At 36.1% G+C, this 20,777-nt stretch carries 21 protein-coding genes; 16 read left to right on the top strand and 5 right to left on the bottom strand.

All coding sequences use genetic code 11. The features are described 5' to 3' along the window. Positions 1 to 828, top strand: a complete 828-nt coding sequence (locus tag EG359_RS19525; RefSeq protein ID WP_076356605.1) for an ABC transporter permease — start codon at positions 1 to 3, stop codon at positions 826 to 828. 1 nt (position 829) lies between these two features. Further along, positions 830 to 1,684 (top strand): glycine betaine ABC transporter substrate-binding protein, encoded by an 855-nt coding sequence (locus tag EG359_RS19520; protein ID WP_076356603.1) that lies wholly within the window; start codon positions 830 to 832, stop codon positions 1,682 to 1,684. A gap of 73 nt (positions 1,685 to 1,757) precedes the next feature. Here EG359_RS19520 and EG359_RS19515 read toward each other — a convergent pair whose 3' ends face one another. Then, entirely contained in the window at positions 1,758 to 2,147 is a 390-nt protein-coding gene (locus tag EG359_RS19515) for a winged helix-turn-helix transcriptional regulator (protein ID WP_076356759.1), read from the bottom strand. A gap of 91 nt (positions 2,148 to 2,238) precedes the next feature. Between EG359_RS19515 and EG359_RS19510 the strand changes: the two genes are divergently transcribed. Both EG359_RS19510 and EG359_RS19505 read left to right on the top strand, forming a co-directional pair. After that, the gene (locus EG359_RS19510; RefSeq protein WP_076356601.1) at positions 2,239 to 3,243 is read left to right on the top strand and encodes an NADP-dependent oxidoreductase; all 1,005 of its coding nucleotides are present in this window, start codon (positions 2,239 to 2,241) and stop codon (positions 3,241 to 3,243) included. Continuing rightward, on the top strand, positions 3,236 to 3,706 hold the full coding sequence (locus tag EG359_RS19505; protein WP_076356599.1) for a cupin domain-containing protein: 471 nt from the start codon (positions 3,236 to 3,238) through the stop codon (positions 3,704 to 3,706). Before EG359_RS19510 ends, EG359_RS19505 begins: the two co-directional genes overlap by 8 nt. Positions 3,707 to 3,917: 211 nt before the next feature. On the opposite strand, the gene EG359_RS19500 is transcribed toward EG359_RS19505, so the two are convergent. Both EG359_RS19500 and EG359_RS19495 read right to left on the bottom strand, forming a co-directional pair. Then, positions 3,918 to 4,379 (bottom strand): thioredoxin fold domain-containing protein, encoded by a 462-nt coding sequence (locus tag EG359_RS19500; RefSeq protein WP_076356597.1) that lies wholly within the window; start codon positions 4,377 to 4,379, stop codon positions 3,918 to 3,920. Further along, the gene (locus EG359_RS19495) at positions 4,376 to 6,445 is read right to left on the bottom strand and encodes a TonB-dependent receptor plug domain-containing protein (protein ID WP_076356595.1); all 2,070 of its coding nucleotides are present in this window, start codon (positions 6,443 to 6,445) and stop codon (positions 4,376 to 4,378) included. Before EG359_RS19495 ends, EG359_RS19500 begins: the two co-directional genes overlap by 4 nt. A gap of 122 nt (positions 6,446 to 6,567) precedes the next feature. Between EG359_RS19495 and EG359_RS19490 the strand changes: the two genes are divergently transcribed. From EG359_RS19490 to EG359_RS19450, 9 genes are all read left to right on the top strand, one after another. Then, positions 6,568 to 7,719: a homogentisate 1,2-dioxygenase gene (locus EG359_RS19490; protein WP_076356593.1), complete on the top strand. Its 1,152-nt coding sequence runs from the start codon at positions 6,568 to 6,570 to the stop codon at positions 7,717 to 7,719. A 423-nt stretch (positions 7,720 to 8,142) separates the two neighbouring features. After that, the gene (locus tag EG359_RS19485) at positions 8,143 to 9,654 is read left to right on the top strand and encodes a succinate CoA transferase (protein WP_076356591.1); all 1,512 of its coding nucleotides are present in this window, start codon (positions 8,143 to 8,145) and stop codon (positions 9,652 to 9,654) included. 222 nt (positions 9,655 to 9,876) lie between these two features. Beyond that, positions 9,877 to 11,151 (top strand): acetyl-CoA hydrolase/transferase family protein, encoded by a 1,275-nt coding sequence (locus EG359_RS19480; RefSeq protein ID WP_076356589.1) that lies wholly within the window; start codon positions 9,877 to 9,879, stop codon positions 11,149 to 11,151. Between the two features lie 137 nt (positions 11,152 to 11,288). Further along, the gene (locus tag EG359_RS19475) at positions 11,289 to 12,080 is read left to right on the top strand and encodes a hypothetical protein (protein ID WP_076356587.1); all 792 of its coding nucleotides are present in this window, start codon (positions 11,289 to 11,291) and stop codon (positions 12,078 to 12,080) included. A gap of 238 nt (positions 12,081 to 12,318) precedes the next feature. Further along, complete coding sequence (gene hppD / locus EG359_RS19470) at positions 12,319 to 13,449, top strand: 4-hydroxyphenylpyruvate dioxygenase (protein WP_076356585.1); 1,131 nt, start codon at positions 12,319 to 12,321, stop codon at positions 13,447 to 13,449. Between the two features lie 70 nt (positions 13,450 to 13,519). Next, the gene (locus tag EG359_RS19465; protein ID WP_076356757.1) at positions 13,520 to 13,981 is read left to right on the top strand and encodes a hypothetical protein; all 462 of its coding nucleotides are present in this window, start codon (positions 13,520 to 13,522) and stop codon (positions 13,979 to 13,981) included. A 54-nt stretch (positions 13,982 to 14,035) separates the two neighbouring features. Beyond that, on the top strand, positions 14,036 to 15,283 hold the full coding sequence (fahA, locus tag EG359_RS19460) for a fumarylacetoacetase (RefSeq protein WP_076356583.1): 1,248 nt from the start codon (positions 14,036 to 14,038) through the stop codon (positions 15,281 to 15,283). Between the two features lie 97 nt (positions 15,284 to 15,380). Next, positions 15,381 to 15,794: a GxxExxY protein gene (locus tag EG359_RS19455; protein WP_084180524.1), complete on the top strand. Its 414-nt coding sequence runs from the start codon at positions 15,381 to 15,383 to the stop codon at positions 15,792 to 15,794. A gap of 83 nt (positions 15,795 to 15,877) precedes the next feature. Further along, positions 15,878 to 16,702, top strand: coding sequence for a flavin reductase family protein (locus EG359_RS19450; RefSeq protein WP_076356579.1), 825 nt, complete (start codon positions 15,878 to 15,880; stop codon positions 16,700 to 16,702). 60 nt (positions 16,703 to 16,762) lie between these two features. Here the strand turns inward: EG359_RS19450 and EG359_RS19445 are convergent, their stop codons facing one another. Continuing rightward, the gene (locus EG359_RS19445) at positions 16,763 to 17,272 is read right to left on the bottom strand and encodes a hypothetical protein (RefSeq protein ID WP_076356577.1); all 510 of its coding nucleotides are present in this window, start codon (positions 17,270 to 17,272) and stop codon (positions 16,763 to 16,765) included. A 49-nt stretch (positions 17,273 to 17,321) separates the two neighbouring features. Further along, the gene (locus tag EG359_RS19440; RefSeq protein ID WP_076356575.1) at positions 17,322 to 18,164 is read right to left on the bottom strand and encodes an alpha/beta hydrolase family protein; all 843 of its coding nucleotides are present in this window, start codon (positions 18,162 to 18,164) and stop codon (positions 17,322 to 17,324) included. A 219-nt stretch (positions 18,165 to 18,383) separates the two neighbouring features. On the opposite strand from EG359_RS19440, the gene EG359_RS19435 reads away from it, so the two are divergent. From EG359_RS19435 to EG359_RS19425, 3 genes are read left to right on the top strand one after another with little or no spacing between them, the layout of a single operon-like run. Then, a complete protein-coding gene (locus EG359_RS19435; RefSeq protein WP_076356573.1) occupies positions 18,384 to 19,157 on the top strand; it encodes a HipA family kinase in 774 nt (257 codons plus the stop codon). Further along, on the top strand, positions 19,144 to 19,527 hold the full coding sequence (locus EG359_RS19430) for a DUF3037 domain-containing protein (RefSeq protein WP_076356571.1): 384 nt from the start codon (positions 19,144 to 19,146) through the stop codon (positions 19,525 to 19,527). Before EG359_RS19435 ends, EG359_RS19430 begins: the two co-directional genes overlap by 14 nt. A 23-nt stretch (positions 19,528 to 19,550) precedes the next feature. After that, on the top strand, positions 19,551 to 20,588 hold the full coding sequence (locus EG359_RS19425) for an alpha/beta hydrolase (protein ID WP_076356569.1): 1,038 nt from the start codon (positions 19,551 to 19,553) through the stop codon (positions 20,586 to 20,588). Positions 20,589 to 20,777: the final 189 nt, after the last annotated feature.

The following is a 20,777-nucleotide window of genomic DNA, read 5'->3' as shown; positions in this document are numbered from 1 at the left end:
ATGAATAAAACTATAGATATAGGTCAATATGTAGAAACTGCAATCAATTGGCTCACAGAAAATGGAAAACCTGTATTTGATGTCATAAAACACGTGGGAAACTCTTCTATTATGGGAATTGAATGGGTTTTGGTACACACTCCCTTTTATGTTATCATTCTCTTTTTTACGCTGCTGGCATTATGGAAAGCCGGAAAAGGCATCGCTGTTGTCACGGCAGCCGGGCTGAGTTTAATATTTTTAATGGGATTATGGAAAGAAACCATGGAAACCCTTGCCCTTATTTTTGTAGCAACCATTACGGCCCTTATTATTTCTATCCCTCTGGGAATTTGGGCTGCCAAAAGTAAAATAGCCGCAAAAATTATCCGCCCTTTACTGGATTTAATGCAGACTATGCCTGCATTTGTCTATCTGATTCCAGCTGTACTATTTTTCAGTATCGGTAAAGTACCCGGAGCTTTTGCAACAATCATTTTTGCAATGCCGCCTGCGGTACGATTAACGACATTGGGAATTGAAGCCGTTCCGAAAGATATCGTAGAAGCAGCCAGAGCTTTTGGAGCTACCAACCGTCAGATTCTGTTTAAAGTAGAACTTCCTCTAGCTATGAAAACGATTTTAACAGGGATCAATCAAACCATACTATTATCCCTATCCATGGTTGTTATTGCAGGAATGATTGCTGCAGGTGGTCTAGGTGAAAAAGTATTGGAAGGAATTAATAATCTGGATATCGGATTAGGATTTGAAAGTGGTTTATCCGTTGTGATTTTAGCCATTATCCTTGACCGGATTACCCAGGGATTTGTAAAGAAAAAACAATAAGATGAAACATTTAAAATATTTATTTTTTCCCGTTTTAATAGTGGTATTGGCTGTCTTACATTCGTGTGAAAATATAAAAAACTCTAAATATATTACCATAGGAATGGTAGATGGCTGGGCGGAAGATGTGGCGATGACCCACGTTGCTAAAGCCATTTTGGACCAGCAGGGATATCATGTCATTATTCAAAAAGCCTCTACGGATATGATTCTGGCCTCGATGAATAATGAAGATACAGACCTTTTCATGGGAGTCTGGCTTCCTTACACGCACGCTAAAAAACTTGCTAAGTTTCCGGGATTGGTTCATCTTGGAACCAATTACAACAACGGTCGTATAGGATTGGTCGTTCCGGAATATGTGCCTGTTCATTCCATTGAAGAACTCAATCAGCATCAGGAGCAATTTGATCATAGAATCATAGGAATTGAAAAAGGAGCCGGATTAACAACCGGAACGGATAAAGCCATTATTGATTATAAACTGGATTATAAACAGATCAACTCTTCTACCATTGCCATGATCACCGAGTTACAGAATGCCATACAACGAAAAGAATGGATTGTGGTAACGGGATGGCAGCCCCACTGGATGTTTGGCAAAATGAAACTTAAGTTTCTTGATGATCCTAAAAAGATATTTGGTGAAGCAGAACAGATTAAAACCTATTCCAGAAAAAACTTTGGTAAAGATCATCCGGATTTAGCCAAATTCTTTTCCAAAGTTCATTTTGATGATGAAACGATGTCTGACCTTTTAATGAAGATGGAACAGAGTAAAAATAAAGAAGCCACCGCTAAGGAATGGGTAGAAAACCACTCTGAACTGGTCAAGTTATGGTTAGATAAAAATTAATATAACGATACAATTTGGTATTACTTAAAATCCTCAACTCTACATGAGTCTGAGGATTTTTTTATTGACACCCCTATGATTCAGAAGAATTCATCGATTTTTTGATCTTTTCTCTATGGATTATACCCCAGTTAACTAGCGTTTCTGTCACCGGAAATACGGATTTTCCATACTCTGTCACTGCATACGTTACCGTGATGGGTTTTGTATCCTGAATCGTTCTTGTGATCAGGAGATTGGTTTCCATTTCTTTTAATTCTTTGCTCAGCATTTTAGCAGATATTCCCTCAATACTGCGTTCCAATTTTTTAAAATGAATCATCTGATCTGGTCTGTTCGTCAGATACCGTAAAATCATCAGTTTCCATTTTCCTCCCAATACATCCAAACTGTCACGCATTGCAAACAATTCTTCCGTACAGCTGGCTTCTCTTTTGATGCCGTTTTCTATGATTTTTGCCATAATAGTTTCATGAAGGTAACTAGTTACCATTAGTTAACTAGTAGCAAATATAAACTATTCCCTCTTTACATTTGTACAGCAAATTAACAGTATGAAAGCAATTATTTTAAATGAAAAATTTCAGCTTGAAGATGGAATTACAAATCAGCCACAACCTAAAAACAATGAAGTTTTAATTCAAATCAAGGCAAGTGGCTTTAATCCTATCGATTATCAAATGCTGGAAAATGAATTGGAGCGAAAATTAATCAAGTCACCCATACTAGGCCGTGAGTTATCCGGAATTATTGTAGAAAAAGGAACGGATGTCACTCAATTCAACATTGGGAATGAAGTATTTTGCGGAAGCGGTTCCATGGGAAGTAATGGTACTTACGCTGAATATATTTCAGTTCCGGAATCCATTGTTTCCCTTAAGCCAAAAAACATTTCATTTGAGCAGGCGGCTGCTATACCATCAGCAGGACTTACATCGTTGCAAATTTTTAACCGTTTACAATTACAGCCGGAGCAAACCATTCTTGTAACCGGAGCTGCAGGAGGAGTTGGATCATTTTTAATCAAAATTTTACTCGCTCATCATATTCAAAATTTCATTGTAACAGTGGGCAGTGAAGAAAACAGGCAGATGCTTATCAATTTAGGAGTAAAGAACAATCAGATTATCAACTACAAACAGGAAAACCTGGCCGAAAATATTTTAAAAACCAATAATAATCTTCCTTTTGATATTGGAATTGACCTCGTAGGAAATGATATGTCGGAAATCACGGCTGATGTTTTAAAGATCAACGGAACTTATGTAGATGTGACTGCTTTAGTAACAAAAGATGCCCATGAAATGCTCTTCAATAAAGGATGTCTGATTATGAATATCTCTAATTATAGCTACAGCATGATCAAAAAGTATGATTATTACCAAAACAGCTTGATCGAAATTAAAAACCTGATTGAAAGCGGAGCTATCCCACCACCACAACACAAAGTAATAGGAGGCCTTTCCCTTAAAACGGTTCTTCAGGCACATTCTATACTTAAAAACAACCAGACACAAGGTCATAAACTTATCATGAAACACTCATCAACCCATGAATAAAATACCAAGACGCATTGTAACAGGAATCAAAAACGGAAAGTCCATCATTGTGGAAGATCAGCAGGTAAAAAATGCAGTAGAACATCTTCCTGGACTGATTATTTCAGACATCTGGAATACTCAAAATACCCCTGCAAGTCTAGATTTTGAAACCACAATTCCCAACACAGGATTTCCACAAACCCCAAAAAACGGAACCTATTTCAGGTATGTAGTCATTCCGCCGGATAAGGATTTAAGTGTTGAGTTTAAAAAAGGAGAACCTCATCCCATGATGCATCAAACTTCAACGTTGGATTACATTATTATTCTTTCCGGAGAGCTACATCTGATTATGGAAGAAGGAGAGACAATTCTTAAGCCTGGAGATATTGTTATCCAAAGAGGAACCACCCATGCATGGAGCAACCGATCTGATGAACCTTGCATTCAGCTAGCGGTGTTGATCGATGCTGAAATTTAATATTAAAGAATTTCACACAAATACCACAGATAAAAACTCACGCAGATCTAGCGGATTATGCAGATTTTACATAAACATCTGCGTAATCTGTGTAATCTGCGGGAAATAATATATAAACAGTATTCAATTTTATCGCAGATAAAATCTTTGCGTCTTAAAAATAGCTCAAAATAAAAAATCTTGCGCCTTTGCGTTTTCCAACAAATCACACTTATAAAACAGAAATCTCCAGCAGTTTTTGCTTCATTTTTTCTGGCGTGAGTTGCCCCTCCTGATAATACACCAGATTTTGATTCTTATCCAAAAATATCCACAATGGATAAACTGGCTGGTTTTTGTTTTTTGATAAAGCCAATGCTAGTTCATGAATTCCTGAACTTCCATTGGATAAATATTCAAATTCCTGCCCTTGAAAACGGATCTTATCCCTTGTTTTTTCTGCTTCAAAATTGATCAGATAAAAATTTTCATTCATCATTTTAACCAGATCCTTGTCCTTACTCAAATGAAAGGATTCAATTTTACAAACTGTACACCAATCCGTATAAAGATGGATTACTACAGGTCTTGGAGATTCTTTTTGCAGAAATTCCAACTCAGAAAAAGTGCCTGTCTTCATCTGAGACAGATAAAAACAGGGCACTAACATTAAAAATAAAGCTATTTTTTTCATTTCAGGGTATATTTTACACCCAAGAACCCTCTGATACCTTGCATTGGGGCATACCCATAGGCTGTATCGAAAGTATAGTGGTTAGGATTGTTGACAGGGTCATCAACATGTTTATCAAATGGGTCAAACGGCCTCATCAGAGGATCTTTAGGAGTAAAGTTGAATAAGTTTTTCACCCCGCAATACACTTCAAATCCAGATTTAAAACTCTTTGAAACCTGAATATTCGCCAGGGAATAAAATGGTGAATACTCCGGTCGGTAGTCATTCGGTAAAATAGGTAGTCTCATTGGACCATAAAACTGTCCGGTGAAATCTATAGTCAGATTACTTGGAAATTTATAGGTAAGATTATAAGTACCACTCCACTTCGGAGCGTGTAGTTGCTGTGTTTTTTGATTTTCATTGTCAAATTTCTGATACACATCAAGGTAGGTTACTCCTAAATTAACACTCAAAGGAAAAGAAAAACTAAAGTCCACATTCAAAGAAGCTCCCCTTGAAATTCCATATCCCTGAAGGTTGTCATAAATAATTTTATTCGGGTCAGAATCAAAATCACCAACAATCTTATTACTGAAATAAGTATAGAATGCCGAAGCATCCAAATTCACCAAACGGTTTCCTACGGGTATTTTCCAGATGTAGTTTAAATTTCCATTAACTGATCTTTCCGGTTGAAGATCTGACTTTACAACCACCTCCCTTGAACCCGTCAATGCTGCGTGGTCTTCAGTAAATAAGTTTACTACTCTAAACCCTGTCCCAAAATTGAATCGTAACGTATGATAAGGGTTGGGTGAAAACTTCCAAGCTAATCTTGGAGAATGCACTGAGTGGTGCACCTTATCATAGTCATATCGATAACCCAATAACAGGGTGTTTTTATCATTAATCTCCCACTGATCCTGAACAAATGCGCCCCATATCGGAGACTTCATCGGTGCATTGGTTACTCCGTCTGAAGCTAAAGTTCCCGGTGTATTATCATCATAGAAAGTTCTTTTAAAGGTAAATCCGGCTGTAATATCGTGCTTACCGAAACTTCTGTCCCAATACGTTTGTACAAAAGCCACCTTCTGAAGAGCATTGAAAGGATTGGATCCGTAAAAGGAATTCTGATCATGGTAATTGTAAGAAAACTGGGTAACAATATGTTCTTTCATGGGCCATTCATATAACCCGAAAACTTCTGCTCTATTGGTATAAATGCTTTCTCCATACACCTCATCACTTCCACGGAAAGATTTATTCCATTGCATTTCTCCCCCAAAACGGTCTTCATACAAATATCTCATGGCAAAACTTGCCTGTCTGTTTTCCTTTCTTTTAAAATTCCATTTATTGAAAACTGAAATTCTACTTTGTAAAGCTGCATCAGCAAAATTATCCCTATTCTGATCTATTCTTTCCTGAAAGCTGAAATAATTTAAACTTAACAGTGAAGCGGCATTCTTTCCTATATTAAACTTTGTAGAAAGATCAAGATTATTCTCACTCCACGTACTGGTCATCATATCTACACTTAGTTTAGGAGCTGTCAATGCATTTTTGGTGATGATATTAATTACTCCACCCATTGCTTCAGAGCCATAGATAGAAGATGCGGGACCCTTTACTACTTCTATTCTGTCTACCAGACTATTGGGAATTCCGCTCAATCCGTACACTGTGGAAAGTGAACTTACAATGGGCATTCCGTCAATCAGGATCATGGTATAAGGGCCCTCCAAACCGTTGATATGAATATCTCCTGTGTTACATACAGAACAGTTCAGCTGCGGTTTTACTCCATTTACCATGGCAATGGCTTCAAAAATACTTGGAGTAGGATTTTTCTGGAAAAATTTCTGGTTGTAGATTTCCACTGCAACCGGACTTTTGGATCTGCTCATTGGCTTTATAGTACCGGTTACCACTACATCCTCAATATTACTCGTCTTGATTTCTTTCTTGAAAACCCTTGTAGAATCTGTGCTTTTATGTTGATTTAAACTTAAACTATCCGTCCCTTGTGAAAAACAATAAGAGGATAAAAAAGTAATAGAAAATAATATTCGCTTCATGAAATTAAAATTGTTAGACAAATCTAACAATTATTTTTGAATTACAAAACTTGCTGAAAAATATTTGATGAATTCAATTCATGAAAAATGATTAAATTTGAGAAACTACATATGAAAGTAAAATGAGATATCATCTAGCGGGAAACATCCCACCAAAAAGGCATACTATCTTTAAGTCTCCAGAGGATAAATTTTACTATGAACAGCTTTTCGGAACAGAGGGCTTTCACGGTATTTCTTCTCTGTTATACCATATTCACCGTCCTACACAGATCAAGTCAATCGGAGAACCGAAAGATGTAACTCCTAAGATTGCGGTGGAAAAAAACGTTGCTCCAAGAATGTTCAAGGGAATGAATGTAACTCCCGAGGATGATTTTATGGACAGCAGAAAGATCCTTTTGATGAACAACGACCTGAAAATGGGATTGGCAAAGCCAAGAAAATCAATGGATTATTTCTATAAAAATGCAGAATGTGATGAACTTTTATACGTTCATCAGGGAACCGGAATTTTAAAAACTTTTATAGGAGATCTTGAATTTGTAACCGGTGATTATCTCATTATTCCAAGAGGTACAATTTATCAGGTGGAACTTGGCTCTGATGATACTGTATTCTTTGTATTAGAAAGCCACTCTCCTATTTACACTCCGAAAAGATACAGAAATGAATTCGGGCAACTTCTGGAACATTCTCCGTTCTGCGAAAGAGACATTATTGCTCCCGTTTTCAAAGAGCCGGTAGATGAAAAGGGAGAATTTTTAATTAAAGTAAAAAAAGAAAACCAGATTACAGACTTCATCTATGCAACACACCCATTTGATGTGGTAGGCTGGGACGGATATTTTTATCCTTATAAATTCAATATCAAAAATTTTGAGCCTATTACAGGAAGAATTCACCAACCGCCACCGGTTCACCAGAATTTTGAGGGACACAATTTTGTAGTTTGCTCATTCTGTGCAAGAATGTACGACTATCATCCACTGGCTGTTCCTGCTCCTTATAATCACTCTAATATTGATTCTGATGAAGTATTATTCTACACAGAGGGAGACTTCATGAGCCGTAACCATATTGATCTTATGGACTTCACTCTTCACCCAGGTGGAATTGTACACGGACCTCATCCAGGTGCCATGGAAAGAAGTATCGGTAAAAAGTTCACTGAAGAATATGCCGTAATGGTAGATCCTTTCCGTCCTTTGAAAATTACGGAAGAAGCTTTAAAAGTGGAAGATCCATCCTACAAAACTTCTTGGTTAGAATAAGATGTCCTTATAACGAAATATTCTTAATTGATTAATTTCAACCACAAAAGTCACAAAAGATATAAAAACTTAAGTTTCATAAAGTAAATAATGCTTCTCAAAAAAGAGCACTTAAGCTTTTTGAAAATCGAAGATTTTCTTCTAATGTGTACTTATATCTAGCATTTTCTAAAGTTACTTAAGTGAACTAAAGTGTTTAAAATAAAAACTTCTGTGGTTAAAAAATAGAATAGATTTATTTAATACTAAAGAGCCTCAACAATTTTATATAAAAGTATTACTAATTACATACAAAAGACGCTTTAAATCCTTTATTTAAAGCGTCTTTTTTCGTAAATTTGTGAGGCATGGTTAACATCTGTAATCATCATTATTTTCATAACAAACACTAAGTAATGGTGGTTAAATAAAAATCAATATTACATGTTAGAAAGAATCAGATTAGAAAGTCTACACCAAAAGGTAACAACAGCTGAAAATGCTGTAAAAATGATTAAAGACGGTATGATCATAGGATCTAGCGGCTTTACAAAGGCAGGTGACAGCAAGGCTATTTTGCCGGCACTCGCAGAAAGAGGAAAAACTGAAGACCTAAAGGTTACTTTAATGACCGGTGCATCACTAGGGCATGGTACCGACGGGAAATTAGCAGAAGCTAATGTATTGAAGAAAAGGATGCCATTTCAGGTAGATCCAATCTTAAGAAACAAAATCAATAATGGTGAAATTCTCTTCATTGATCAGCATTTAAGTGAAAGTGCCGAGCTTCTTCACACCAAAAATCTTCAAAGTATCGACGTAGCAGTTATTGAAGCAGCCTATATTGAAAGAGACGGAAGCATTGTTCCTACCACTTCTGTAGGAAATTCTGTAACGTTTGCAGCTTTGGCTAAAAAGATAATCATCGAGATTAATACGGAGGTTCCTGAAGAGGTTTATGGAATTCATGATATCTACCAGGCTGAAGATTATCCTTACAGAAACGTTATTCCCATTGTAGCTCCATGGAACAAGATCGGAAGAAAAAGCATTCCTGTTGATCCTAATAAAATTGAGGCCATTGTTTTCACCAACCTTAAAGACAGCCCTGCAGACATTGCAGAGCCAGATGAAAAGACAACCGCTATTGCCCAGCATCTTCTTGGTTTCTTCGAGAATGAAGTTCGTTTAGGACGTCTTACAGATCGATTACTTCCCCTACAGGCAGGTATCGGTAAAGTTGCTAATGCCGTTCTAACAGGCTTCAAGGATAGTAATTTTTACGATCTGACTATGTTTTCCGAAGTGCTTCAGGACAGTACATTTGACTTGATAGATTCCGGTAAATTGAGTTTTGCTTCAGCATCATCTATTACCGTTTCCAAGGAATGCTATGAAAGAGTTCTAGGAAATCTTTCAAAATATAAAGATAAATTTGTTTTAAGACCTCAGAATATCTCCAACACTCCTGGATTGATCAGAAGATTAGGAGTTATTGCAATCAATACCGCTATTGAATTTGACATTTACGGAAATGTAAACTCTACGCATATCGGCGGAACAAAAATAATGAACGGAATTGGAGGTTCCGGAGACTTTGCCAGAAATGCCTACTTAAGTATTTTCGTAACTCAGGCTGCATCAAAAGGAAATAATATCTCACACGTTCTGCCCATGGTTTCTCATACAGACCACACAGAGCATGATGTAGACATCTTGGTTACCGACGTAGGATTGGCTGACTTAAGAGGACTGGCCCCTAGAGAAAGAGCACAGAAGATTATTGACAACTGTGTTCATCCTGATTACAAGGAAGAATTGCAGTCTTATTTTGACAGAGCATGTGAAAGAGGTGGTCACACCCCCCATTTGCTGGAAGAAGCATTCAGCTGGCATTTGCGATTCTCCGAAACAGGAAGTATGAAACAGGCAACCGCTATTGAAGTTTCTAATTAAGAATATTATTACCCCTATGAAAAGGACTGAATGCGTTGCATTCAGTCCTTCCTTTTTTATACATTAATCTATTCAGGTGACATGATAAAAGTCTTCTGATATCTGCGAAATATTTAGAATACTTAAAGATTATAAAGATTATCTTTGATAGAAGATAGGTATTTTATGAGGTAAAAAAGATAATATTAACCCCTGTCATGAATATTATTAAAAAAGTAAAATATGCAAAATTACATAAGCGCAGAAGAAGCAATTTATACGATCAAAAGCGGTAACCGCGTATTTTTTCACGGTAGTGCATGTACTCCCAATTTCCTGATTGATGAAGTAGCAAGACAATCACACCGATTAGAAAATGTAGAAATGGTATCCATTACCCAACAAGGAAATGTAGAGATTGCAAAGCCCGAATACAAAGACAAATTCTTTATCAATTCTTTATTCGTTTCCACACCGGTACGTGATGCTGTAAACTCGGACAGAGGAGATTTTGTACCGGTATTTCTAAGTGAGATTCCGATTTTATTCAGAAAAAATATTCTTCCTCTGGACGTTGCACTGGTAACAGTTTCTCCACCAGACAGACATGGTTTTTGTACATTAGGAACATCAGTGGATATTGCAAGAGCAGCCGTTGATACAGCAAAAATAATTGTTGCCCTTGTTAACCCAAGAATGCCGAGAACCCACGGAGACGGAATGATCCATATCAGCAGAATTCATAAACTGGTTTGGCATGAAGAAGAACTTCCAACCGTGGATTACAGTTCAAAAGTAGGTCCTGAAGAAATGCTTGTAGGAAAAAATGTAGCAGACCTTATTGAGGATAAATCTACTCTTCAGATGGGTATAGGAACCATTCCTGATGCCGTTTTAAAATGTTTAAGCAACCACAAAGACCTGGGAATTCACACCGAAATGCTGAGCGACGGAGTGATTGATCTTATCCAAAATGATGTCATCAATAATAAATACAAAGGCTATAACGATAATAAAACCATTACCAGCTTCTGTTTTGGAACCAGAAAGCTCTATGATTATGTAGATGACAACACAGTCTTCGCATTCAGAGATGTAAGTGAAGTAAACTTTCCCATCAACATCATGAAGAACAAAAAATTGGTTGCCATTAACTCAGCCATTGAAATTGATCTTACAGGACAGGTATGTGCAGATTCTATTGGAACTTTACAATACAGCGGTATTGGAGGACAAATGGACTTTATGCGTGGTGCAGCACTGAGTGATGACGGAAAACCAATTATTGCCATAACAGCAAGAACCAAAAAGGGAATCTCAAGAATTGTCCCTTTCCTCAAGCAAGGAGCCGGCGTTGTAACCACTAGAGGACACATCCACTATGTTGTTACAGAGTACGGAACTGCCTATCTGTATGGAAAAAACCTACGTCAAAGAGCGCAGGAATTGATCAGCATTGCACACCCTGATGACAGAGAAATGCTTGAAAGAGCAGCCTTTGAAAGATTTAAGCACTGATAATCAACTGTTAATATTTTAAATATCTTTTTTTATTTAAAATTAAAAAACATATATTTAACTTTATCAAATAATTCACAAAAAAGCCTTAACATTTTGGCAGTATTTTTGATAAAACTCTTTCTAAAACAAGGAATTTGAAGACTATATATAATTCGATACGAGAAGAAATTGCAAAGCATTCTAAAGTAAGGAATTCTGTTTTGGGGAATGTGAGTGAATGGAAGAGAAGCCATTATATTATTCTTTCCGAAATTATTAAATACGAACTATCTGAATCAGAAGAACTTAAAGGAGGTAAAAAATTTGAAATTGGAAACACCATTTCGCATGTTACCTTACAACGATTTTTTGAAAATGACTATCAGGACAAAACCCACAGCGATCTTAGGTTTTTAAAAACACTAGACAAGATCTGTATCTTTTTAGGATACAAAGATCTTAATGATTATGTGCTTTCCGTAAGGGGTATACATCAACATCAACAAGAAGTAGATGAACATTCATTTATAATGCAAATGGTGTATGACTATTGTGCCACTGCTTTTGAATTCTGCAAACAATTTCCTAATCATAATACTGAACTTTTCAAAGAGTTAGTATTTGATGATTCTCCATTTCTGGAAAGAGTTTCTCAATTCAGTAAAGAGCTGTGTGACAAAGATTTTCATCTGGTAACCAAAAACAACCGTTCCAATTATGAAGTATTTGACCTTAACATTGTTACGGATGAACCGGACAAAAAAATACTGGAATCTCAAGAATTTTGGAATCTTTTATTTAAAGTAGGAGAAACAGGAGAAGAACACTTTGTTAATCAACTCAGCACACAGATCTATTTTATCCGAAAAATAGACAATACCTGGAAGATCTGGGATAATTACAATCCCGATGCAGGAACCTTAAATAGGAAAATAGAAACCACCTAAAAATAAGAAAGCCGCAGATTATCTCTGCGGCTTTCATGTTCGAAATATTTTTCTCTCACTTGTTTTTTGTAATACAAATGTAAGCGCTTGGTTTTAAACTAAAGAAACTTAAATATACTTAAGTAAACTCTTCTTGAACTTTATGTTAAATATATTCAATGAATCGGGCGTAATACTTTCGCAATGTCTAAGTTTTTTGTATTTTGCATACCAATAAAATAAAAGTAAAAGAGAAAATATGTCAACACTTACATTTGCCGAGAAAATTGCTCAAGCAGAGAATTTCTTACCGATTAACGGTACAGATTACATTGAGTTTTATGTAGGAAATGCAAAACAGGCTGCTCATTATTATAAAACCGCTTTCGGTTTTCAGTCTGTAGCTTATGCTGGTCCTGAAACAGGAGTAAGAGACCGTGCATCTTATGTGCTTCAACAAGGAAAAATCAGATTGGTACTTACTACAGGACTTACATCTGACTCTCCTATCAGCGAACACGTAAAAAAACATGGTGACGGAGTAAAAATTTTGGCACTTTGGGTAGATGACGCTTACGCAGCATTTGAAGAAACTACTAAAAGAGGTGGAAAGCCATATTTAGAGCCTGTAACTTTAACTGATGAGCACGGTGAAGTAAGAATGTCCGGAATTTATACTTACGGAGAAACAGTTCACATGTTTATTGAAAGAAAAAATTATAACGGAGCATTTATGCCTGGGTATGAGAAATGGGAAAGTAACTATAACCCTGAAGAAGCGGGCTTACTTTATGTAGACCACTGTGTAGGAAATGTAGACTGGAACAGAATGATCCCTACGGTAGAATGGTACGAGAAAGTAATGGGATTTGTAAATATCCTTTCTTTTGATGACAAGCAAATCAATACAGAATATTCTGCTTTGATGTCTAAAGTAATGTCAAACGGAAACGGATTTGCAAAATTCCCTATCAATGAGCCTGCAGAAGGTAAAAAGAAATCTCAGGTAGAAGAATATCTTGATTTCTACGAAGGTGAGGGTGTACAACACATTGCTGTTGCAACTAAAGATATTATCCATACTGTAACTGAATTGAAAAAGCGTGGTGTAGAGTTCCTTTCTGCTCCACCAGAGGCATACTATAGCATGGTTCCTGAAAGAGTAGGTCATATTGATGAAGATCTTAAAAAACTTCAGGACTTAGGTATACTTATTGATCATGATGAAGAAGGATATCTATTACAGATCTTTACTAAACCTGTAGAAGACCGTCCTACTCTATTCTTCGAAATTATTGAAAGACATGGCGCGCAAAGTTTTGGTGCCGGAAACTTCAAGGCTTTATTCGAAGCTCTGGAAAGAGAACAGGAAAGAAGAGGTAATCTTTAATTTTACATTAAGAATATAAGTTTTGTCAGAATTCAGAATTCTGGCAAAACTTTTTTATAAAACACAACATATGAAAAAAATTTTAATCGGAATTTTATTCTTTGGAACATTAGGCCTAAAGGCTCAATATGGATCACTGAACGCAATTCTGGACAGACTTGAAGCAAGAAGAGGCATCAATCAAAATCTTGAAAGTGTAAATATCGACAACAAAAAGTTTGTCTTCATAAAAGATGAGACAGACCATACAGAAAGAGATTTTATTGTTATCAAAGGAAACAATGCTACTTATGTAGAGGTTTTCGATGATAAAGCTACCGGCGAAAGCAGTTCCAATGTTTTTACAGGTGATATTGTCAGAAAAAAGAATATCGTTTCCTTAAGAGCAGATGTGCTTGAGGGTAAAAAAATCCCGATGCCTGTCACTAAAACTTTATTGCTGACCAAGCAGGACAATATTCTCTACCTCATCGATGTGAATACGAGAGACCGATGGATTGATGAAGAATCTTACTCGAAAAAGGCAAAATAAACATCTTGGGGAAATTTCTCAGGATGATATCTAATCTAATTTAAATCTAAACTTATGAAATCATTTGTAGACTATACCTCAAATTCGGATTTTTCTATACATAATATTCCTTTCGGAGTTGCAGTTTTCAACAAAGAATATATCGGATGCTGCACAAGAATCGGAGATCAGGTTATTGATCTTGCAACCCTTTATGATCTTGGTTATTTTGACGACATTGACGGATTGGACGACAATGTTTTTGAAGCCTACACCATTAATGAATTCATAGAATTGGGCAAACCTGTTACGAATGCTGTTCGTACAAAAATACAGACGTTACTGCAGGAAGGTTCTGCATTGTCTAAAGATCAAAAAACCATTGAAGATGCATTTTATGACCTTGACAAGGTAAAAATGATGATGCCTCTTCACATCCCAAATTACACAGACTTCTACAGCAGCATTGAGCATGCTACCAACGTAGGAAAAATGTTCCGTGATCCTGCAAATGCATTGTTACCAAACTGGAAGCATTTACCGGTAGGCTACCATGGTAGAGCTTCATCCATCGTTGTTTCAGGAACAGAAATTAATCGTCCAAAAGGACAGATGAAACCTGCTGATGCAGACAAACCTGTTTTCGGACCATGCAAGCAATTGGATTTTGAACTGGAAATGGCCTTTATCCTCAACACAAATACCGAGATGGGAGAAAGTATCTCTACAAAGGATGCTGAAGACGCCATCTTCGGAATGGTTATTTTCAACGACTGGTCTGCAAGAGATATACAATCTTGGGAGTATGTTCCACTAGGGCCATTCCTTGCGAAAAACTTCGGTTCATCCATTTCTCCTTGGGTAGTTACCCTTGAGGCCTTGGAACCATTCAAAACAGCTTCTCCTAAACAGGATCCTGAAGTTTTGGATTATTTAAAATTTGAAGGTGATAAAAACTATGATATCAACCTTGAAGTGTATATCCAACCTGAAAATGGTGACCAAAACCTAATCAGCGAAAGCAATTACAAACACATGTACTGGAATATGACCCAGCAACTGGCTCACCACACGATAAACGGATGTAACGTAGAGGTTGGTGATATGTATGCAAGTGGTACCATTTCAGGAAGTGATCCAAAATCTTTTGGTTCTATGCTTGAACTTACCTGGAGAGGACAAAATCCTATATCACTAAGCAATGGTGAGGAAAGAAAGTTCATTGAAGATAATGATACGGTTACCATGAAAGCCTGGGCTGAAAAAGATGGTATAAGAGTAGGTTTCGGTGAAGTTTCTGGTAAAATTATTCCAACACTTTAATAATTATAAAACACTTTAGTTTTTTAAGCTACATAATAATGGTAAAATTCAGTTCACTTTAGTTTTTGAAAATCTACGATTTTCATTTTCTTGCATTATGATTACTCAAAAATTGATTAATGAGCTTTCCTACAAAATCGTTAGGGCTTGTATAGAAGTTCATAAACTGGCTGGCCCCGGTTTATATGAAGAAGTCTATCATCAATGCTTAGAAAAAGAATTTAATCTATTAGGTTTAAAATACAAAAGTGAACTTGAAATACCATTTTTCTATAAAGGAAATCAAATAGATTGTAAGGTAAAATGTGACTTTTTAATTGAAGAATTAGTTGTTTTAGAACTAAAGGCGGTTGCAGAAATTCATCAAATTCATAAGGCGCAAACCATCAACTATATGAATCTTTTAAAAGCTCCTCGTTCAATACTAGTCAATTTCAATGTCACAAACCTTTATCATGAGGGCTGTGAATCTTTTGCATCTAAGGTATTTAAGGAACTTCCAAAAGAATGAAAATCATAGATTTTCAAACTTAAGTGTCCTTTCGGAAGCAATCAGAAGTAACTAAAAATAACTTAAGTGTTAAGTTTAAAAATATGAAAACAGTAATCCCCTCCGAGATAACCTCCGTACAGCTACAGACCATCATGCAGACAGCCGTTTCACCACGTCCTATTGCATTAGCTTCTACGGTGGATAAAGACGGTAATAATAATTTATCTCCATTCAGTTTTTTCAACATGTTCAGTACAGTTCCTCCGATCTTGATCTTTTCACCATCAAGGAGAGTACGTGACAATACAACGAAACATACTTTAGAAAATGTTTTGGAAGTTCCGGAGGTTGTAATTGGAACAGTAAATTTTCCAATTGTACAGCAGATTTCTCTGGCATCTACAGAATATGAGACTGGAGTAAATGAGTTTATAAAGTCTGGTCTCACTATGAAAGATGCAGATCTTGTGAAGCCAAAACTAATTGAAGAATGTCCTGTTAACTTTGAATGCAAGGTTTTAGAAGTAAAATCCTTGGGAGATCAGGGTGGAGCAGGAAATCTTGTGATTTGTGAGGTTCAGAAGATTCACATCAGGGAAGAATATCTGAATGAAGCAGGAAATCTTGACCAGAACAAGCTGGATATGGTAGCCCGACTAGGTGGCAACTGGTATTCCCGAAGTAATGAAAACAGCCTTTTTGAAGTTCCAAAACCTTTGGTAACAAAAGGAATTGGGTTTGATCTTCTTCCGGATGCTATTAAGTACAGTAAAGTATTCACAGGGAATGATCTTGGAATGCTTGCCAATACAGAGGTTTTACCTTCCGGTGATTTCCATGCTGATGAAAACATTCATACTGACGCCCAGAAATTACTTCTGGAAAGCAAAGTTGAAGAAGCGTGGGTTTTACTCACCATAAAATAATATAAAAAAGAAGCCTGACATTTCAGGCTTCTTTTTACTTTCTATACTTATTAAAAGATTTTATTTCTTTTCTGACTTTTCAGTACCTGTAATTTTTCCTTTTTCATTGAAATCTGAAATATTACCGTCCTTATCAATGGAAACATTCAAATTATCATTTTTAGAATCGTAATAAATGCTTGTAGCATATCCCGGACAGTCGTGCTGCTTACAACCTGTCAGCTTATAAATTCCATTTTCTGAAGAAATAGGACCCTCTACATTAAAATTCTTTACCATCTCATCATATTGAGCCCCGACAAGTTTTTTCAATCTTTCTGTGATTCCTTTATCTTCGAAGAATTTAATATCATGAGGATACTTATCCACATTTTTGGTAATAATATTCATTGTGCCTGAAGCAGAAGATGGCGTTGTTGCAACCGAATCTGTTTTGGGTGTGATTACGGAATCCTTAGGCGTTACTGTAGCCAAAGTATCGTTGCTTACAGAAGATTCTGCTTTTGTTTCTTTTTTACATGAAACAACACATAATGAAAGCGCAAATGCGCCTGCAATAATTTTTTTCATAAGTATACTGTTATGGTGGTTAATTTATATCAACGTAGTTTTAAACGTTTTATTTCAATTTTTCTTTTATAAAATCAATACATTTTTCGGTTACGCTATGTAAATCTTTTGGTAAATCAGAGCTTGTCCATGGCTCTTTCGCTCCGAAAGTATGGTTAGCATTTTCAATCAGAAACAGTTCAGAATTGGGATGAAGAAGATGAAGATGTTCTGCCTGTTTCACCTCTACTGCTTCGTCCTCTGTTCCATGAATAATCAGCATATGAGCTTTTGCCATTTCTGTTGCTCTTTCAACATCAAAGCGATGAAGGTTCTGCTCATAATTTTCATAAAACTGATAGTAATGAGGCATTTCCTGTTTTGTACGTCCATTCATGGCATAGTATACTCCATCTTTTTTCCAGTTTTCAAAAGCCTCTCCTTTCGGGAAACGGTCTAGTGTATCCACACTTGCCAATGTAATCAAGCCATTGATTCTTTCATCTTCAAAAGTTTTAATGATGGAAATTCCTCCTCCTCTACTGTGTCCTATCAAAACAATTTTTTCAATATCCACATGTGGGTCTTTAGTAAAATGGTCAATAACAGCACCAAGGTCAGAAAGCTCTTTAGAATAATTATTGTTACCAAAAGCTTCAAGATCTCCAAAGTTATAGGGATCATTCATCGTTGTTCCGTTATGCGAAAAATTAAACTTCACAAAGAAAAATCCTGCTTCAGCAAACTTTTCTGCCATCAGATTCCAGGCACCCCAGTCTTTGTAGCCTTTATATCCGTGAACAAATATCACTAAGGGAAGTTTTTGTAAGGTATCTTTATAAAAAGCATCAGCAAGAAAGCTTCTTGTTTCCTTATTTTCTATAGGTATATTCTTTTCATTAATCAAATTCATAGGTCAATAAATATCTTTTATATTTAAGGTGTTTGATCATGGAAATTTATGAAAAAAACTCTGTTTTTCCTTAATAACATCAATAACATCTTCTTTTATTTTAAAACCAATAGGATCCGAAGTGTATTTTTTGCAAGCAATACTTATTATTTCCTGTATAAAACGTGAGAAAAGGAATTCACTAAAAAGATTATTAAAAAATAACCTTATTTTTGCTTCATGCAGAATTTAAGAACAGTAACCGTAACGCGTTACATTCTGCCACTGAGGGAGGGAGGTTCACTTCCTGCTCTGGCAGAAGCTGATGATGATTTTAAATATGTCTTAAAATTCCGTGGGGCCGGCCATGGGGTAAAAATGCTGATCTCCGAACTTTTGGGAGGAAAGATTACAGAAGCCTTAGGATTAAAGATCCCTGAACTGGTTTTTGTAAATCTGGAAGCTGACTTCGGAAGAACAGAAGCTGATGAGGAAATTCAGGATCTATTAAAGTTTTCTGAGGGACTGAACCTGGGACTGCATTATCTTTCAGGTTCTATCACCTATGATCCAGGTGTAAGTGTTGATCCTCTTCTGGCTTCAAAAATCGTATGGCTTGATGCATTTATTACCAATATTGACCGTACGTTTAGAAATACCAATATGCTGATGTGGCATAAGGAACTTTGGATTATTGACAATGGAGCTTCGTTCTATTTTCACCATTCATGGCAGAATTTTGATGCAGCTGCAAAGACTCCATTCAAATATGTGAAAGACCATGTACTTCTTCCTAAAGCTAAAATGCTGGATGAAGCAGATAAGTTTGCTCATGAGATATTGAATGACGCCCTTTTCAGAGAAATTGTTAATTCAATCCCTGAAGACTGGTTACAATGGAATGACGCGGATGAAACTCCTGATGAAATCCGTGAGATTTATTTTCAGTTTCTGAAAACCCGATTAGAAAATTCTTCAATCTTTGTAAACGAAGCGAAAAATGCAAGAGGATAAAATATATGAATATGCGGTAATACGCCTGGTGCCTAAAGTTGAGAGAGAAGAGTTTTTCAATATAGGACTGGTTATGTTTTCTAAAAAGGAAAAATTCATTCGGGTTGAATTTTATTTATGTCCAGATAAATTCAAGCTGATGCACAGCAAACTAGATTACGAGGATATTATTCAAAACCTGGAAAGCTTTCAGAAAATTGCTCACGGAGAGAAAGATGGTGGACCCATTGCACAACTCGATATTCCTGAACGTTTTCGCTGGCTTACTGCTGTAAGAAGTGCTGTTGTACAAACTTCAAGACCTCATCCCGGAAAATCAAGAGATCTAAATATCACTTTTGGTAAACTTTTTGAGGAGTTAGTAAAATAACACACTTCTTAAAAAGTTCCACTATGAAATCATCTAAAAACAACATATCAATCTACAGGTTTTTTACAAACCTGTTTTTTGTTTTATTGTTAAGCCTTTCTCATTTATTTTTTTCACAGAACTTTTCACAGATATCCAACCAGACTCCCCCTGTAAAAAGTACATTACTTCCCGAAATAGCCAATTTATCTGAAAATATTATATATAAAACCAACAGAAAAGGAAATGCAGTACAACTGGACGTGTTCACTCCAAAAAACGCTCCTTCAGGTCAATTGCTTCCAGTGCTAATCTATGTTCACGGTGGTGGATGGATACAAGGAGATAAAATAATCCACTCTGATAATTATGTTGAAACTACCATTGCTAAACTGATGGCAAAGCAATATGCTGTGATCAGTATTAATTATACCCTTCTGAATGACAGTACTCATTTTCCTTTGCCAGTGGAAGATACCAAAGATGCTGTAAGATGGGTAAGAAAAAATGCAGGGCAATATCATTTTGACACGAATAATATTGGGTTGTTTGGTGCCTCAGCAGGAGCTCACCTTTCTTTGCTTGCGGCCTACACTCCGGACAATACTTATTTGGGTAATCCGGAACTTTCGTCTTATTCTGCCAAGGTAAATTATGTGATTGATCATTATGGTCCTGCAGATCTGAATAAGCTTTTCCACACAAAATTAGGAACAATACCGGTCGCTATGATTGGATTAATGTCAAAAAAGATTGTCAGTCTACAGCAGAATCTAGTGAAGGGACTTTCAGGGTATGCTCTCAAGAAAAACCAGGAAAGAGCCATTAATTATCTTGAAACCATATCTCCCGTTAATTTTGTTTCTGGAGGTGTACCTACTTTAATTGTTCAGGGAAATAATGATAAAATTGTTCCTTTAAACCAATCTAAAAAGCTTCACAGAAAATTAAACAGAGCCAAAATACAGAACTCTCTGATCATCGTAGACGGAGGAATACATGGCTTTGGCACTACTGATAAAGCTTATCTGGATCAACTTACGGATCAGATGGTAGATTTCATTCTTTCACAGAAAAAATAATATACATCACATTGTTTCAATAATCTATAAAATATTGAAAATCAAATTAATAAACAAAACAATAAAGGAAATTTGCTAGATTGATATACATATTGATATTTTTTAATTGAGAATTAATTACCTTGGCTATTATTTAAATTATTAATAATAAAAAAGCCTATAATTTAATTATTTATCAATAAAAATAAG

The sequence above is a fragment of the Chryseobacterium joostei genome (genome assembly GCF_003815775.1).
Lineage (GTDB): Bacteria > Bacteroidota > Bacteroidia > Flavobacteriales > Weeksellaceae > Chryseobacterium > Chryseobacterium joostei.
The sequence above is the reverse complement of the archived record's forward strand: the minus strand, read 5'-3'. Positions and strand labels throughout refer to the sequence as shown.

Coding starts and splice junctions, on each gene's coding strand:
- EG359_RS19505 (WP_076356599.1), top strand. CDS start 3,236: ATGAATAAAATACCAAGACGCATTGTAACAGGAATCAAAAACGGAAAG.
- EG359_RS19440 (WP_076356575.1), bottom strand. CDS start 18,164: ATGAATTTGATTAATGAAAAGAATATACCTATAGAAAATAAGGAAACA.
- hppD (WP_076356585.1), top strand. CDS start 12,319: ATGTCAACACTTACATTTGCCGAGAAAATTGCTCAAGCAGAGAATTTC.
- EG359_RS19510 (WP_076356601.1), top strand. CDS start 2,239: ATGAAAGCAATTATTTTAAATGAAAAATTTCAGCTTGAAGATGGAATT.
- EG359_RS19465 (WP_076356757.1), top strand. CDS start 13,520: ATGAAAAAAATTTTAATCGGAATTTTATTCTTTGGAACATTAGGCCTA.
- EG359_RS19490 (WP_076356593.1), top strand. CDS start 6,568: ATGAGATATCATCTAGCGGGAAACATCCCACCAAAAAGGCATACTATC.
- EG359_RS19515 (WP_076356759.1), bottom strand. CDS start 2,147: ATGGCAAAAATCATAGAAAACGGCATCAAAAGAGAAGCCAGCTGTACG.
- EG359_RS19480 (WP_076356589.1), top strand. CDS start 9,877: ATGCAAAATTACATAAGCGCAGAAGAAGCAATTTATACGATCAAAAGC.
- fahA (WP_076356583.1), top strand. CDS start 14,036: ATGAAATCATTTGTAGACTATACCTCAAATTCGGATTTTTCTATACAT.
- EG359_RS19445 (WP_076356577.1), bottom strand. CDS start 17,272: ATGAAAAAAATTATTGCAGGCGCATTTGCGCTTTCATTATGTGTTGTT.
- EG359_RS19485 (WP_076356591.1), top strand. CDS start 8,143: ATGTTAGAAAGAATCAGATTAGAAAGTCTACACCAAAAGGTAACAACA.
- EG359_RS19435 (WP_076356573.1), top strand. CDS start 18,384: ATGCAGAATTTAAGAACAGTAACCGTAACGCGTTACATTCTGCCACTG.
- EG359_RS19500 (WP_076356597.1), bottom strand. CDS start 4,379: ATGAAAAAAATAGCTTTATTTTTAATGTTAGTGCCCTGTTTTTATCTG.
- EG359_RS19425 (WP_076356569.1), top strand. CDS start 19,551: ATGAAATCATCTAAAAACAACATATCAATCTACAGGTTTTTTACAAAC.
- EG359_RS19430 (WP_076356571.1), top strand. CDS start 19,144: ATGCAAGAGGATAAAATATATGAATATGCGGTAATACGCCTGGTGCCT.
- EG359_RS19455 (WP_084180524.1), top strand. CDS start 15,381: ATGATTACTCAAAAATTGATTAATGAGCTTTCCTACAAAATCGTTAGG.
- EG359_RS19525 (WP_076356605.1), top strand. CDS start 1: ATGAATAAAACTATAGATATAGGTCAATATGTAGAAACTGCAATCAAT.
- EG359_RS19450 (WP_076356579.1), top strand. CDS start 15,878: ATGAAAACAGTAATCCCCTCCGAGATAACCTCCGTACAGCTACAGACC.
- EG359_RS19495 (WP_076356595.1), bottom strand. CDS start 6,445: ATGAAGCGAATATTATTTTCTATTACTTTTTTATCCTCTTATTGTTTT.
- EG359_RS19520 (WP_076356603.1), top strand. CDS start 830: ATGAAACATTTAAAATATTTATTTTTTCCCGTTTTAATAGTGGTATTG.